Raw genomic sequence first — 13,990 nt, 5'->3', positions numbered from 1 at the left:
GATCGTCGGGGCGGAAGCTTCGCGCACCATCCTATTGCCCGACCGCTGAGAACCACTGCCGCCAGAGGTCGCGGCTCGGGGCACCCCGCGTGAGGCGGGGCGCTAGAGATCGTCGGGGGTGTCCGGGATCGCGGGGCTCGCCTCGGAGAGCGCGTGATCGACCGTCGAGCGCACCAGCGCGGACAGGAAGCCGCCCGGATTCTCGACGCCGATGCCGCGCAGGATGCCCGTCGACTGCTGCACGATCTGTCGGGAGAACAGGGTGGCCGTCGAGATCGCCTCCGCGTACGCCACCCTGTCCTCTTCCGCGACGACGATGGGCTCGCAGCCGAGCTCGACCGCGAGCGCCTGCGCGATCGGCAGCACGGGGCCCGGCGCGGAGACGGCTGCATAGCTCGCGGCGAGCTGGCGCAGGTCGATCGAGGTGCCCGTGAAGCTCATCGCCGGGTGGACGGCGAGCGGAATCGCGCCCAGCTCGGCCGCGGGGCGCAGCACCTCGTACCCGTGAGCGGCGTCGGTGTGCAGCACGAGCTGCCCCATCTGGAACAGCCCGGCCTCGGCGAAGCCCGCGACGATCTGCGGCAGCTCGTCGCGCGGCACAGCCAGGATCACGAGCTCGCTGCGCCGCAGCACCTCGGCGGCGCCCAGGATCTCGACGCCCGGAAGCACGGCCGCGACGCGTTCGTCGTCGGATCCGCTCGTGATCCCCGTGATCTGATGCCCCGCGCCCGCGAGGGCCGCGCCGAGCACGGGCCCGACGCGGCCCGCCCCGATAATCCCGACGCCGAGGCGGCCGTCGCGCTGCATCACGACGCCGAGGCCCAGCGGTGGGTGTGGTCGCGCTCGGCCGCCGCGACCGCGCCGCGCCGGCTGAGCTCCGCGAGCGCCTGCGCGTCCGCGGCGTCGAGCGACGACACCTCGCCGGCCACGGGTCCGGGCACGGTGTGCACGCGCAGGTGCGCGAGGCCCTGGGCGCGCGCCAGGATGCCCTGGGTCACGCCCACCCCCTGGATTCGGGCGAGGGGGAAGATCGCGAGGCGGCGACCCAGGCGGCCACGCCGGATCAGGAGCGCATAGTTCGTCACGCGCACGCCGAGACGGCGTCGCTGCAGCCAGTGCCAGAAGAAGGCCCGCCGCGGGACGGTGGTGAACGGATCCTGCGCCTGCGGCCCGAGAACGCCGTGTTCCCAGACGAACAGGGCGTCGTTCGACGGGGCGTCCGGCAGCAGCAGGGCCACGACGCGCTCGACGTCGGCGCGCGTGCCCACCGGGAGCACGGTCGCCGCGGCGGCGTTCTGCCCGCTGCTCTGCTGGATGTCGGTCTGCCCGCCCATGCGGTTGATGCGCACGCTCCACCAGCCGAACGGGCGCCAGAGCAGGTTCTGCGTAACCTCGACGGCGTGGATCCGGCCGGGCGGCAGCGTGCGGGTGACGGTCGTCAGGAGTCCGCTGGAAATCCGCACGCCGTCCGGCGTGGGCGCGATCGAATAGCGGAACCCCTTCTGCAGGGCGCCCCAGACCACGGCCACGACCGTGATCGTCAAGGGGATTCCGGTGCTGAGCGCGGCGATCGCGAGAGTGACCCACTTGTCGGGTCCGTCCGCGAAGACCGCGATCGGCACGATGACGCCGCCCACGACCATGATGAGGAAGAACAGCACCCACAGCACGGCCGTGATCGCCTGCGAGCCGATGAGCCGCCATAGCGGGATCCGCACCACCGACTCCGGAACCACATCGTCGTGATCGACGCCGTCGACGATGTGGGAGACGCCGCGGCTGAACGTTTCGCCGATCGACTGCGGCCCGGCGGGCGCGAGTTGCTCGGCCTTCGCCTGCCGGATGCCGGAGGCGAGGCGCAGGATGTCGGCGCGCACCTGCTCGGCCTTCGTCGTGTTGAGGTATTCGAGGGCGACGTCAGCCCCGGATCCGGCACCCTCGAGCGTGAGCTTCGCCATGCCGATCAGGCGCGCCGGGAAGGGGCGGGTCAGGTTCACGCCCTGCACGCGGTCGAGCGGCGCCCGGCGCTGCGAACGGAAGATGATGCCCTTCTTCACCTCGACGTTCTCCGCCGTGATGCGGAACTGCTGGAACCGCCACACGAGCCAGTAGCACACGATCACGAGCACCACGAGGGCGAGTACGCCGAGCAGCGCGAGCACCACGTAGTTGTTGACGACGACGAAGTCGATCGCGAGGGTGATCGGGTCGTCGGAGTCGACGACGATCTCCGACGACAGGTCCTCCGGGGAGAACAGCCCGACCACGAGGTAGATGAGCCGGTCGCGCAGGTTCGCGACGACGATGCCGAGCACGACCAGGAAGACGAGGCCGCCCTTGAACAGCGGCGTCAAGGGGTGCAGGCGGTGCCACTCGCCGTCGGCGAGGTCGCTGGATCCGCCGTCGAGGATCAGCGCGCGCACGCGCGCCGCCGCGGCGTTGTGCGGCGCGGGCGCGGGCCCGCCGGGGTGGGAGGCGGGGTCGGGCGCCGTCACAGCCCCGTCCTCCGCGTCTCGGCGACCTCGATGAGGGTGTCGCGGAGCGCCTCGGCGGCCGCCGTGGTCAGCCCGGGGATCTCGACGCCGGTCGAGGCGGCGGCCGTCACCATCTTCAGCTTCGACACCCCGAAGATGCGATCGAGCGGGCCGTGCGTGATGTCGATCAGCTGCATGCGGCCGTAGGGCACGGCGACCATGCGCTGCCACAGGATCCCCTTGCGGAAGACGATGTCGTCGCCGCGGAGCATGTATCCGAGCGCCCGTGCCTGCCGCGGCAGAATGACGAGGCTCACGACGATGACGAGGGTGATCGCACCCGCCGGGATCCACGGCCATACCTCGCCTGTGGTGTACGAGACGACGGCAGCGGCGATCAGGAAGACCGCGATCCAGAACACGCTCTGCACGAGCTGGGAGACGACGTACTTCGTCGAGATCTGGTGCCACGTGCCGTCGAGGGCGAGGCCCTGCCTGCGGGGCTCGCGAATGGCGCGGAAGGTGCCCTCGTCGAGAGGCGCGGGTGCCTCGAGCGGCGGGTTCGCCGGCCCGAAGTCGGGCTGCGAGACGCCGGCGGGCCCGGCCGGTGGGGCCGGCTGCGCGGACGCAACGACCTGATCCGGGTCCGAAGGTACCGGGGGCGCGGCCGGCTCGGGGCGGGGATCCGCGATCGCCGCTTCCGCCCTCAGCTCGCGGCGGCTGGTCGGGAGCGCGGGGTCAGTATTGCGGTTCTGCTCCGGAGGAGCCGGCGTCGGATTCTCGTTCATCGGGATCCTTCGGGAGGGTGCACAGGTGTTCTGCGACGAGCGCCAGCACCACGAGGGCCGCGCCCCCGACGGCGGTGACGATCTCCGCTGTCATCGAGCCTAGCCCGAGGGAGACCGGCCGCGTGAGCACGTACCCGATGAGTCCGAGGGCGAAACCGCCCGAGGCGGCGCCCAGCATGCTCGACGCCTTCGAGAGCGCCGCGATGCGCACGGAGCGGAAGGGATCCGGCCGGGGCGCCTTCGGATCCCGCACGGCGCGGCGGATCTGCCAGGCGAAGGCCAGGCAGAACACGCCGAGCAACACGAGCAGGATCGGCAGCATGTAGGAGGGCGTGAAGGTCGCACGCGAGGCGGCCGTCAACGCCACGTCGACGATCGCGCCGAGCGCCGCGCCGATGATGGCGCAGGCGATGAGGGTGAGCGGCGAGGTTCGCTTCACGACAGCCCCTCGCGGATCCGCGCGACGGGACCGAGACCGGGCAGGGCGGCATCGGGCGCCACCTCGAGCCACGGGTCGAGCACGAAGTCCCGCTCGTGCGCACGCGGGTGCGGCAGGGTCAGGCGCGGGTCGTCCGACGTGACCGTCCCGTAAGCGACGATGTCGAGGTCGAGGGTGCGGTCGCCCCAGCGTTCGTCGCGCACGCGACCGTGGCGCGACTCGATCTCGTTGAGCGCTGCGAGCAGGACGCTGGGCGCGAGGTCGGTGTCGACGAGCGCGACGGCGTTCGCATAGCGAGGCTTGGAGGGATCGGGCCCCGTCAGGGTGATCGCGGTCGAGGAGATCACCGTCGATGCCGTCACGCTGCGCACGAGCGGCAGCGCCCGAATGTCGACGAGCGCCTCATCGAGCGTCGCGGACGTGTCTCCGAGATTCGACCCGAGGGCGACGACCGCGATGCTCACGCGCCGCTCCGGGTGCGGCGGGCCGTCACCGAGACGTCCGCGAAGGCATGCGGGATGGGCGCGTGCGGCTTGTGCACCGTCACCGCGGTCGCGAGGACGCGCTCGTCCTCCATGACGGCTGCCGCGAGCCGATCGGCGAGGGTCTCGATGAGGTCGAAGCGCTCGCCCGTGACGATCCGCACGACCGCGTCCGCGAGCTCGCCGTAGTGGACCGTGTCCGCGATGTCATCGCTCGCCGCGGCACGACGCGTGTCGACGTCGAGCGAGACATCGATCGTGAACTCCTGCCCGTCGCGCTTCTCGTGCTCGAAGACGCCGTGATAACCGTAGGCCACGAGCCCCGTCAGCGTAATGGTGTCGGTCACTTCTCGCCCTCCCACGCGTCGAGCACGGCGAGCGCATCGCGCGTGGCCGTGACGTCATGCACGCGCACGCCCCACGCCCCCGCCTGCCGCGCGAGCACGCTCGTCACGGCGGTGGCCAGGTCGCGGCGGTCGCGCGTGGCACCATCGCCGAGCGCACGGTCGAGAAAGCGCTTGCGCGAGGTGCCGATCAGTACGCGAAAGCCGAGGGCGGTCACGGCGTCGAGTTCGCGCAGCATCGCCCAGTTCTGCTCGCCGGACTTCGCGAAGCCGATGCCGGGATCCAGGATGATCCTCGCGGCGTCGATGCCGGCGCGAAGCGCGGCGTCGACGCGGCGCGCCAGCTCCGCCGCCACCTCGGCGCCGATCCGGTCGTAGCTCGCCCGGGCATACATGTCCGACGACGGGCCGCGCCAGTGACCGATGATGAACTCCGCGTCGGCCGCGGCCGCGACCCGGAGGATGTCCGGATCCGCGAGGCCGCCCGAGACGTCGTTGACGATGGCCGCACCCGCGGCGATCGCGCGGTCGGCGACGGCCGCGCGGTAGGTGTCGACGCTGATCCGGTATCCGCTCTCGGCGAGCTGCGCGAGCGCGGGCAGCGCCCGGCGGATCTCCTCCTCCGCGCCGACCGGCTCGGATCCGGGCCGCGTCGACTCGCCGCCGACGTCGAGGATCGTGGCGCCGAGCCCGACGAGGTCGTGCCCGTGCGCGACCGCGGTCTCCGCCGTAAAGAACTCCCCGCCGTCGCTGAACGAGTCCGGCGTGACGTTCACGACGCCCATGATCTCCATCAGACGTCCCGGCCCTTCACCTGGCTCGTCGCCTTGTTCTGCTCGCCGATGATGATGTACGCCGCCATCTCGGCGCGCGCGGCCTGGGTCGCGAGCTCGCCCCGCGCCGCGACCGTGACCGTCGAGGCGTCGGGGCGCTTCTCGCCGCGGGTGCGCAGGCAGCCGTGCTCCGCGTCGAGCATGACGAACACGCCGCGCGCGTTCAGTGCGTGCTCGATCGCGTCGGCGACCTGCTCGCCCAGGCGCTCCTGCACCTGCGGCCGCGCCGAACAGATGTCGAGAACGCGGGCGAGCGAGCCGAGGCCCACGACGGCCTCGCCCGGGAGGTACGCGATGTGCGCGCGCCCCTGGAAGGGAAGAAGGTGATGCTCGCAGACCGAACGGAAGGCGATGTCACGCACGAGCACCGCGCCCGTGGGCACGGTCTCGGGCGCCGGTCCGCGCGAGACGTCGATCGTGCGGCGCAGCGGCTCCTCGGCGTCCTGGCCGATGCCGGCGAAGAGCTCGGCCATCGCGCCCGCGACGCGCTCGGGGGTCTCCCGGAGCCCGGCGCGTTCCGGATCCTCTCCGATCGCGATGAGGAGCTCGCGCGTCAGCTCGGCGACGCGCGTCGTGTCGACCGCCATCTCGCCCTCCCTGGGTCAGGCCGTCGCGGGCCGCGTGGATCCGCCGGTCTCGGGCGCGCGGGCGCCCGCGGTCCCGCGCTCGGCGGCGGGCGCCTGCGGAGCCTCGGTGGATGCCGCGCGCGGCACCTGGATCGGCGGGAGCGCCGAGACGGGGCGCTCGCTCGACGACAGCCACTGCGGGCGTTCGTCGATCTTCTTCACGTCGCGGAAGATCTCGGCGATCTGCCGATGATCGAGCGTCTCCTTCTCGAGGAGCTCGTGCGCGAGCTTGTCGAGGATGTCGCGGTTCGCGTTCAGCACCGTGTACGCCTCGTCGTGCGCCTGCTCGATGAGCGCCCGCACCTCGCGGTCGACGCGCTCGGCCATCGAGTCGGAGTAGTCGCGCCCGTGGCCCATGTCGCGGCCCATGAACATCTCGCCGGACGAACCCGAGAGCAGCACGGGCCCGATGTCGCGCGTCATGCCGTACTCCGTGACCATCTTGCGCGCGATGTTCGTGGCCTTCTCGATGTCGTTGGAGGCGCCCGTGGTCGGGTCGTGGAAGACGATCTCCTCCGCGACGCGGCCGCCCATCGCATAGGTCAGCTGGTCTTGCAGCTCGTTGCGCGTGACGGAGAACTTGTCGTCGACGGGAAGGACCATGGTGTATCCGAGCGCCTTGCCGCGCGGCAGGATCGTGATCTTGTTGACCGGGTCGGAGTAGTTCATCGCCGCCGCCGCGAGCGCGTGGCCGCCCTCGTGGTAGGCGGTGATCAGCTTCTCCTTGTCCTTCATGACGCGGGTGCGGCGCTGCGGGCCGGCGATGACGCGGTCGATCGCCTCGTCGAGCGCGCGGTCGTCGATCAGCTGCGCGTTCGAGCGCGCGGTGAGCAGGGCCGCCTCGTTGAGCACGTTGGCGAGGTCGGCGCCCGAGAAGCCGGGCGTCTTGCGGGCCACGTCCTCGAGGTCCACGCCGTCGGCGAGGGGCTTGCCGCGGCTGTGCACCTGGAGGATCTGCAGGCGGCCCTTGAGGTCGGGGGCGTCGACGCCGATCTGGCGGTCGAAACGACCGGGGCGCAGGAGCGCCGGGTCGAGGATGTCGGGGCGGTTCGTCGCTGCGATCACGATGACGTTCGCCTTCGGGTCGAATCCGTCCATCTCGACGAGCATCTGGTTCAGCGTCTGCTCGCGCTCGTCGTGACCGCCGCCCATTCCGGCGCCGCGGTGACGACCGACGGCGTCGATCTCGTCGATGAAGATGATGGCGGGCGCGTTGTCCTTCGCCTGCGTGAAGAGGTCGCGCACGCGGCTCGCGCCGACGCCGACGAACATCTCGACGAAGTCGGATCCGGAGATCGGGTAGAACGGCACGCCCGCCTCCCCCGCGACCGCGCGGGCGAGCAGCGTCTTACCCGTTCCGGGAGGGCCGTACAGCAGCACGCCCTTCGGGATCTTCGCGCCGAGCGCCTGGAACTTCGTCGGATCCGACAGGAATTCCTTGATCTCGTGCAGCTCCTCGACGGCCTCGTCGGATCCCGCGACGTCCGCGAAGGTCACGTCCGGGTTCTCCTTGGTGACGTTCTTCGCGCGCGATTTGCCGAACTGCGCCATCCGTCCGCCGCCCTGCGCGCTCGAGAGCAGGAACCAGAACAGCAGGCCGAGGAGCAGGATCGGGATGAGGAGCGACAGGAGGCTGCCGAAGAAGGATCCCTGCGGAACCGCGTCGTCGAACCCGTCCTTCGGGTCGGCCTGAGAGACCGCCTCGATCACGTCGGCCTCGCGGCCTCCGACGTAGTAGAACTGAACGTTCTTCGCGCCCTCGAATTCTTCCGTGAGGGTCAGATCCACCCGCTGGTCGCCGTCGGTGACCGTCGCCTCGGCGACCTTGCCGTCGTTCAGCAGCTCGAGGCCCTCCTGCACCGTGACGTGCTTCGGGCCGCTGAAGGCGGTGAAGAGCGAGAACCCAGCGATCAGCAGCGCCGCGATCAGCAGCACATAGAGAACGGGATGGCGGAAGATCTTCTTCGCGTTCATAGTGCGTCGGTTAACCGACTCCTCCTGGTGGTCGACGCGCGGGCACGGCCCAGCGCAGGTCGTTTCAGGTTACCGGTGCCGAATATGTACCGTCGTGAGATTCGCCCACGGCGGAACGGGCCGCGGCTCAGGAGTAGACGTGGGGGGCGAGCACCGCGACGTCGCGCAGACCCCGGTAGCGCTCGGCGTAGTCGAGGCCGTATCCGATGACGAAGTCGCTGGGGATGTCGAAGCCGACGTACTTCGCGTCGATCTCGACCTTCATCGCGTCAGGCTTGCGTAGCGCCGCGAGGACCTCGATCGAGGCCGCGCCGCGGGTCTCGAAGTGCTCGAGCAGCCAGTTGAGCGTGAGGCCCGAGTCGATGATGTCCTCGACGACAAGGACGTGCTTGCCCTCGAGCGGGGTATCGAGGTCCTTGCGGATCTGCACGACGCCACTCGACTTCGTCGATGCGCCGTAGCTCGACACCGCCATCCAGTCCATCGGCGCGTCGATCTGGAGGTGGCGCACGAAGTCGGCCATCACCATGACGGCGCCCTTCAGCACGCCGACGAGCAGGATGTCTTTGCCCGCATAGTCCGCGTCGACCTGCTTCGCGAGCTCCGCAAGCCGGTCGTGCATCTGCTCCTCGGTGACGAGGACTCGGTCAAGGTCGTTTTCGATGTCTGCCGCGCGCATGGGGAAAGCCTATTCGGCACAGCTCGACGAACGCACAAGATTTCTTCGGCTGGACGCAGGCGCCCATCGCACGGGCCGCGTCACGACCGTTCCGCGGAGAAGGTGATGAGGCCGCCTCGGCGGGACGCCTGGCACCCCGGCAGGTCGATGGGCCCCTGGCCTCGCCAGTCGGTCACGAGGCGCGCGACTTCGAGGGTCTGCGCGCGGGACAGGCTCACCCCGAACTCCGCATCGACGACGTGGCGGATGATGCGGTGACGAAGGGAGGGCGGGTTCGCGCCCAGCGCCGCGACGGACACCGCGATACCCGCCTCCGCGTGCTCGACGATGTCTTCGATGGTCTCCTCGATCATGTCGGCAAAGGCGTCCTCGTCCTCGCGGAGCTGCTCCGCGGTGCGCCACAGCGCCTCCGCGATGCCGGGGCCCAGCTCGTCCTCGAGCACGGGCAGCACGCGCTCGCGCACCCGGACGCGCGAAAAGCGCTCGTCGACGTTGTGCGGATCGCGCCAGGCATCGATCCCGGACGCCGTGCAGAACGAGGCCGTCGTCGCGCGACGGAGCGCGAGCAGCGGGCGGATCCACGCGAGCCCCGCGCCGTCGAGCGCGTGCGGCGACATCCCGGACAGGCTCGCGGATCCGGATCCCCGCGCGAGCCCCAGCAGCACCGTCTCGGCCTGGTCGTCGAGCGTGTGCCCGACGAGCACCGCGGCGGCGTCCTCCTCCGCGGCGATGCGCCGCAGCGCCGCATAGCGCGCCTCGCGCGCTGCGGCCTCCGGACCGCCCGCGGTGCCGACCTCGACGCGCTCGACCCGCGCGGTGCGGATCCCGAACTCGCGTGCCTGCGCCGCGGCGCGCTCGGCGACGTCGGCGGATCCGTCCTGCAGGCCGTGGTCGATCGTCGCGGAGACCACCTCGAGCCCCACCTTCGGCGCCTCGTGGGCCGCCGCCGCGGCGAGCGCCAGCGAGTCTGCGCCGCCGGACAGGGCGACGAGCACGCGCGCGCCCGAGTCGGCGAAGGGGGCAAGGGCCTCGCGCACTGCGCGGCGAACGTCTGCGACGGCGGGATCCAGCATGCGTTCCAACGTAGCGGCTATTGTGGCGCTGACCCCTCCCGTCTGAACTCAAGGAGCGACATGGGTGCGTACGATGCAGTAATCGAGATCCCGCGCGGCAGCCGCGTGAAGTACGAGGTCGACCACGAGACCGGTCGCGTCTTCCTCGACCGCGTTCTCTACACGACCTTCGGTTACCCCACCGACTACGGATTCTTCGAGAACACCCTCGGCGAGGACGGCGACCCGCTCGACGTGCTCGTCGTCATGGATCACTCCGTCTACCCCGGTGTCGGCGCCAAGGTGCGTCCCGTCGGCGTGCTCAAGATGAGCGACGAGGCCGGCGGCGACGACAAGGTCGTGGCCGTGCTGGCGAAGGACCCGCGCTGGGAGCACATCCAGGACGTGTCGGACCTCGGCGAGTTCCAGCGCAAGGAGATCGAGCACTTCTTCGAGCACTACAAGGACCTCGAGCCGAACAAGTGGGTCAAGGTCGACGAGTGGGCCGGCGCCGAGGAGGCCGAGCGCCTCGTAAAGGAAGCCTTCGAGCGCGCGGCCGCTCAGCACTGAGGCCGTAACGAGAAGAGGGGCACCCCGGTGGGGTGCCCCTCTTCTCGTTGCTCAGATGCTCGTTGCTCAGATCGAGATGCCCTTACCGGCCATGAAGTCGATCGGGTTCGTCGTCGCGCCGTTGATGTAGACCTCGAAGTGGAGGTGGCACCCGAAGGAGTTTCCGGTGTTGCCCTCGTAGGCGATGACGGTGCCCGCCGACACGTACTGCCCGTATCCGACGAGGATCCCGCCGTCGACGATGTGCCCGTACCCGGTCGCAATGCCGTTGCCGTGGTTGATGCGGATGTAGTTGCCGTAGCCGCCGTTGTAACCGGCGTACTCCACCGTGCCGCTCGAGGCGGCGACGATGTTGGCGCCGCATCCGGCCGCGAGGTCGACGCCCTCGTGGAACGAGCTCGAGCAGTACGACGGACCGCAGAGCTGCGAGCGCCAACCGTAGCCGGCGGTGCGCCATCCGGAGCTGGGGCGAGCCCAACCGCTCTGCGGCTGGGGCGCGGGCGCCGGAGGCGCGGGCGGTGCGGGATTCGGGGCGGGCGGCGGTGCCGCGGGCTGGCCCTGGTTCTGCTCCTCCTGGCGCCGCCGCTCCTCCTCGGCGCGGCGGGCCGCCTCCTCTTCCTGCCGCTTGCGCTCGGCCTCCTGGCGCTTGCGCTCCTCCTCGGCGCGGCGGGCGGCCTCCTCCGCGGCCTTCCGCCGGCGCTCCTCCTCGAGGCGGCGCTGCTCGGCCTCATAGGCTTCGCGCTGCGCGACGCCGTCCTTGTAGGACTGGAGCGTCTTGGACGAGTTGTCCTGCAAAGCGGCGAGCTGCTGTTCGAGGGTGATCAGGTAGCTCTGCTGATCGGCGAGCGCCTGCTCGGCCGCAGCCTGCGCCTGGCGAGCGATCTCCATCTTCTCCTCGGCGACCGCCTGCAGCCGGTCGCGCTCCTTGCGCGCCTCCTGCGCCTGATCGGTGAGGTGCTGCGCGGAGTCGCGGGCCGCGACGGCGTCCGCGTAGATCGACTGGTTGCGCTCGGCGAGCTTGTCCAGCTGCCCCAGCTGCGCGAGGATCTGGTCGGCGTCTTCGCCCGATGCCGCGAACAGCACGTCGTAGGCGGTGCTGTCGCCGCCCGAGCGGCTGAGCTTCGCCGCGACCTTCGCGGCGGCCTGCGCGGCGTCGTTCGCCTTCACCGACTGTTCGTCGGCCTGCGCCTGCAACTCGTCGGCGCGGCGCGCCGCCTCGAAGAACTCCTGCTGAGCCGCGTAGTAGTCGTCGGCCGCCTGCGTCGCGGCGGCCTGCGCCTCGGCGACGGCGTTCTGCAGCTGGGTGATGAGCCCCTGGATCCGGGAGATCTCGCCCGCCTTCGCGGACTCGTCGTTGCGCGCCCGCTCGACGTCCTCCCACGTGGGGTAGTCGTCGGGGTTGTAGGTGATGGCCGCCTGCGCCGCGCCCACCCCGCGGAATGCGCTGATGGCGCCGACTGCGGCGAGGGAGAGAGCGCCCGCGACGATCGCGCCGCGACGGCTCATGGGCGCCCAGAGGCTGCGGCGTTCGTCAAGGGTCGGCGCGCAATCGCACGGGACGTCGGACTGGACGCTGCGTTCTGGGGCTCGCTCTGGGGGAAGAGAGTTCACATCCGTCACACTAACAAGCCTTACTTTTCGGGAGATCCGGTGCCCTGCCGTTTGCGGTGCCGACCGGCCCCTTCCGGACATGCACACGCCGTCCCAGCATGCCATCGCGACACGCCCGAAAACCGCAAGACGCGCCGCCGTTTTGCGATCCGTCTCGATGTCTGCCTAAGATAAACGGGTTGGCAGGTGAGCCGCGAGGAACACCAGGACTGACGGCCCCATCGTTTAGTGGCCTAGGACGCCGCCCTTTCACGGCGGTAGCACGGGTTCGAATCCCGTTGGGGTCACTGATAAGCGTATAATTGAATATCGTGCGAAAGCACATTATGGCCCTGTAGCGCAGTTGGTTAGCGTGCCGCCCTGTCACGGCGGAGGTCGCGGGTTCAAGTCCCGTCAGGGTCGCTCTAGGTGAGGGGCCTTCTTTCTTGAAAGAAGGCCTTTTGCATAGGATGCGACATACAAGTCGCATGGCTCTGTAGCTCAGTTGGTAGAGCGTTCGACTGAAAATCGAAAGGTCACCGGATCGACGCCGGTCGGAGCCACAAGGATGATCGTTACAATCATCCCAGAAACCCTCGCGTAGCTTCTACATCGCGGGGGTTTTGCTTTGCCTGACCAGGGGTTTATCAATCACCTGACTGACGACACATTGCGCGGTGGGATCGACCGACTCGAACCCGCCGCCGTAGGTGTCTCGCCAGGTGTAGCCATTCCTTTTGGCTCGATTCGTCCGCGTGTCGCGCGCTACCCTCTCCCATGGACGACCTGGACGCCGTCGCTCAACCTCGCTGCCCCGACTGTGGCGTGCTGATACGCACCGTTGACCACGGCGACGAGTGCCCCGCGTGCGGGCGCCGGGACGAGTGGCCCACGCCGGCCCCGAAGCCGCTCCACGATCACGCGATCGTCGACTTCCCTAGGGCACGATGATGGCGCGCGATCATCTCGACGACGACACGCGACTCGAGATCGCGCTGTCGGCCGCGATCTCGCGGCACCAGTACCACCAGGACCCGACGGCATTGATCGCCGAGCTGCGAGCGATCTCGGTGTCGCGCATCGACCTCCTTGCGGAGGCTGCGGGCACCTGGGCCGGCTACCACGAGGCCGACCCTTTCGTGCAGCCTGTGGTGCGGGCGCTGCTCGAGGTGCCGGGCGCCTATCGGTGGGTGCAGGCAGGGCGGGAGCGGAACCGCGGCTGAGAGCCGCTGTGCACGAGTCAGCGGCAGCCGATCAGCCCTCAGCCACGTCGGTTCACGAAACGCCGACGGGGGACGGTTCGAAAGCATCGGCCGGTATGACGATGCCGCGGCTCGTGTAAGACTCTGCCCCGAGCCCATCAAGCAACGCAGAATCGATCTGCACAGGCCCATCATCGTCGAAGTCGAACCGGAACGGCATCGAGGGGTGGACCCACAGTGTGCACCGGCCGGGGCCGTCGGCCTCAGGCTTCACCCACGACAAGGTGAAGCTCTCATCCCGGCGAAGCTTGGTGGTGATGACGAGTTTCAGGTGCGCGAGCACGTGATCGTTGATGCGAAGTAGGTCGGTAGCCGACCCGTAATGAAAAGTGCCCATAGTTGCACCATATGCCACTCTTGCCCCTATTACTAGGTTGCAGATCGCGACGCAAGGGGTCTGGAAGTTTTGACCTTCACGTGCTATGAGCACCGCTAGCCGTACAAGCTCATTCCACCAGACTCGAGACCAACTCTCGCGACGCCGGGGCATCCGACCGCGACGTCATGGCATCGACCGGACACACCGACCCGCGATCACTCGTCTACTACGACCGCTCCCACGCATCCGTCGAACGCAACGCGACCCACATCCTCGCGGAGTCCCTCGCCACGTATCGCGAAGAACCGCCCCTCCCGCGATCCGTAGATCAGCGAGAGGGGCGGAGTCGTGTTAGCTCGTCGAGAGCGCGTCGGCCAGGTCGGTAGGATCACCACTAGCGGCCGTATACGCCTGTGCGAGCTGGGTGACCTGGGGTCTGATGTAGGAACTGGTGACATCAAACATGGCTAGCCGAGAGGGCTGGCCTGGAAGGATGTCATCATGCCGGGGCCGTTCCCGAAGGAGTTCCGCGACGACGTCGTCCGGGTCGCGCAGAAC

General features: G+C 69.6%; 16 protein-coding genes and 3 tRNA genes. 5 read left to right on the top strand and 14 right to left on the bottom strand.

All coding sequences use genetic code 11. The annotated features are described in order from the left end of the window. Positions 1-102 precede the first annotated feature (102 nt). From IEX05_RS05715 to tilS, 11 genes are all read right to left on the bottom strand, one after another. Positions 103-807: a Rossmann-like and DUF2520 domain-containing protein gene (locus IEX05_RS05715; RefSeq protein ID WP_188700436.1), complete on the bottom strand. Its 705-nt coding sequence runs from the start codon at positions 805-807 to the stop codon at positions 103-105. Then, complete coding sequence (locus IEX05_RS05710; RefSeq protein ID WP_229661153.1) at positions 807-2,495, bottom strand: PH domain-containing protein; 1,689 nt, start codon at positions 2,493-2,495, stop codon at positions 807-809. Before IEX05_RS05710 ends, IEX05_RS05715 begins: the two co-directional genes overlap by 1 nt. Next, on the bottom strand, positions 2,492-3,262 hold the full coding sequence (locus tag IEX05_RS15605) for a PH domain-containing protein (RefSeq protein ID WP_188700435.1): 771 nt from the start codon (positions 3,260-3,262) through the stop codon (positions 2,492-2,494). Before IEX05_RS15605 ends, IEX05_RS05710 begins: the two co-directional genes overlap by 4 nt. Beyond that, positions 3,213-3,701, bottom strand: a complete 489-nt coding sequence (locus IEX05_RS05700; protein WP_188700434.1) for a DUF3180 domain-containing protein — start codon at positions 3,699-3,701, stop codon at positions 3,213-3,215. Before IEX05_RS05700 ends, IEX05_RS15605 begins: the two co-directional genes overlap by 50 nt. Next, positions 3,698-4,165, bottom strand: coding sequence for a 2-amino-4-hydroxy-6-hydroxymethyldihydropteridine diphosphokinase (gene folK, locus IEX05_RS05695; RefSeq protein WP_188700433.1), 468 nt, complete (start codon positions 4,163-4,165; stop codon positions 3,698-3,700). The genes IEX05_RS05700 and folK overlap by 4 nt, the downstream gene beginning before the upstream one ends. Next, entirely contained in the window at positions 4,162-4,530 is a 369-nt protein-coding gene (gene folB / locus IEX05_RS05690; RefSeq protein ID WP_188700432.1) for a dihydroneopterin aldolase, read from the bottom strand. Before folB ends, folK begins: the two co-directional genes overlap by 4 nt. Continuing rightward, entirely contained in the window at positions 4,527-5,324 is a 798-nt protein-coding gene (gene folP, locus IEX05_RS05685) for a dihydropteroate synthase (protein WP_188700777.1), read from the bottom strand. The genes folB and folP overlap by 4 nt, the downstream gene beginning before the upstream one ends. Further along, a complete protein-coding gene (gene folE / locus IEX05_RS05680; RefSeq protein ID WP_188700431.1) occupies positions 5,321-5,947 on the bottom strand; it encodes a GTP cyclohydrolase I in 627 nt (208 codons plus the stop codon). Before folE ends, folP begins: the two co-directional genes overlap by 4 nt. A gap of 15 nt (positions 5,948-5,962) precedes the next feature. After that, a complete protein-coding gene (gene ftsH, locus IEX05_RS05675; RefSeq protein WP_188700430.1) occupies positions 5,963-7,960 on the bottom strand; it encodes an ATP-dependent zinc metalloprotease FtsH in 1,998 nt (665 codons plus the stop codon). A gap of 127 nt (positions 7,961-8,087) precedes the next feature. After that, on the bottom strand, positions 8,088-8,639 hold the full coding sequence (hpt, locus tag IEX05_RS05670; protein WP_188700429.1) for a hypoxanthine phosphoribosyltransferase: 552 nt from the start codon (positions 8,637-8,639) through the stop codon (positions 8,088-8,090). 80 nt (positions 8,640-8,719) lie between these two features. Continuing rightward, positions 8,720-9,712, bottom strand: a complete 993-nt coding sequence (gene tilS, locus IEX05_RS05665; protein WP_188700428.1) for a tRNA lysidine(34) synthetase TilS — start codon at positions 9,710-9,712, stop codon at positions 8,720-8,722. A 60-nt stretch (positions 9,713-9,772) separates the two neighbouring features. On the opposite strand from tilS, the gene IEX05_RS05660 reads away from it, so the two are divergent. After that, positions 9,773-10,261 carry an inorganic diphosphatase gene (locus IEX05_RS05660; RefSeq protein ID WP_188700427.1) on the top strand — a complete coding sequence of 163 codons (489 nt, stop codon included), beginning with the start codon at positions 9,773-9,775 and terminating at the stop codon, positions 10,259-10,261. Between the two features lie 66 nt (positions 10,262-10,327). Here IEX05_RS05660 and IEX05_RS05655 read toward each other — a convergent pair whose 3' ends face one another. Then, the gene (locus tag IEX05_RS05655; RefSeq protein ID WP_229661152.1) at positions 10,328-11,767 is read right to left on the bottom strand and encodes a peptidoglycan DD-metalloendopeptidase family protein; all 1,440 of its coding nucleotides are present in this window, start codon (positions 11,765-11,767) and stop codon (positions 10,328-10,330) included. A 319-nt stretch (positions 11,768-12,086) separates the two neighbouring features. On the opposite strand from IEX05_RS05655, the gene IEX05_RS05650 reads away from it, so the two are divergent. From IEX05_RS05650 to IEX05_RS05635, 4 genes are all read left to right on the top strand, one after another. Next, positions 12,087-12,159: transfer RNA gene (locus IEX05_RS05650), tRNA-Glu, on the top strand. A 41-nt stretch (positions 12,160-12,200) separates the two neighbouring features. Then, positions 12,201-12,274 (top strand) — tRNA-Asp (locus tag IEX05_RS05645). Positions 12,275-12,341: 67 nt separating this feature from the next. Next, positions 12,342-12,414: transfer RNA gene (locus tag IEX05_RS05640), tRNA-Phe, on the top strand. Between the two features lie 387 nt (positions 12,415-12,801). Continuing rightward, positions 12,802-13,074, top strand: coding sequence for a hypothetical protein (locus IEX05_RS05635; protein ID WP_188700425.1), 273 nt, complete (start codon positions 12,802-12,804; stop codon positions 13,072-13,074). A gap of 52 nt (positions 13,075-13,126) precedes the next feature. Here IEX05_RS05635 and IEX05_RS05630 read toward each other — a convergent pair whose 3' ends face one another. Then, positions 13,127-13,450, bottom strand: a complete 324-nt coding sequence (locus tag IEX05_RS05630) for a DUF7882 family protein (RefSeq protein ID WP_188700424.1) — start codon at positions 13,448-13,450, stop codon at positions 13,127-13,129. Between the two features lie 333 nt (positions 13,451-13,783). Further along, a partial coding sequence (locus IEX05_RS15230; RefSeq protein ID WP_229661151.1) for a hypothetical protein occupies positions 13,784-13,990 on the bottom strand: 207 nt, incomplete at its 5' end.

It is taken from the genome of Microbacterium nanhaiense (assembly GCF_014646015.1).
Classification (GTDB): Bacteria; Actinomycetota; Actinomycetes; order Actinomycetales; family Microbacteriaceae; genus Microbacterium; species Microbacterium nanhaiense.
Note: the sequence above shows the minus strand (reverse complement) of the source record. Positions and strands in the feature narration are given on the sequence as shown.

Excerpts from the sequence above, each read along its gene's own strand:
- IEX05_RS05715 (WP_188700436.1), bottom strand. The coding sequence starts at position 807 with ATGCAGCGCGACGGCCGCCTCGGCGTCGGGATTATCGGGGCGGGCCGC.
- tilS (WP_188700428.1), bottom strand. The coding sequence starts at position 9,712 with ATGCTGGATCCCGCCGTCGCAGACGTTCGCCGCGCAGTGCGCGAGGCC.
- ftsH (WP_188700430.1), bottom strand. The coding sequence starts at position 7,960 with ATGAACGCGAAGAAGATCTTCCGCCATCCCGTTCTCTATGTGCTGCTG.
- IEX05_RS05635 (WP_188700425.1), top strand. The coding sequence starts at position 12,802 with ATGGCGCGCGATCATCTCGACGACGACACGCGACTCGAGATCGCGCTG.
- IEX05_RS15605 (WP_188700435.1), bottom strand. The coding sequence starts at position 3,262 with ATGAACGAGAATCCGACGCCGGCTCCTCCGGAGCAGAACCGCAATACT.
- IEX05_RS05655 (WP_229661152.1), bottom strand. The coding sequence starts at position 11,767 with ATGAGCCGTCGCGGCGCGATCGTCGCGGGCGCTCTCTCCCTCGCCGCA.
- IEX05_RS05630 (WP_188700424.1), bottom strand. The coding sequence starts at position 13,450 with ATGGGCACTTTTCATTACGGGTCGGCTACCGACCTACTTCGCATCAAC.
- hpt (WP_188700429.1), bottom strand. The coding sequence starts at position 8,639 with ATGCGCGCGGCAGACATCGAAAACGACCTTGACCGAGTCCTCGTCACC.
- folE (WP_188700431.1), bottom strand. The coding sequence starts at position 5,947 with ATGGCGGTCGACACGACGCGCGTCGCCGAGCTGACGCGCGAGCTCCTC.
- IEX05_RS05660 (WP_188700427.1), top strand. The coding sequence starts at position 9,773 with ATGGGTGCGTACGATGCAGTAATCGAGATCCCGCGCGGCAGCCGCGTG.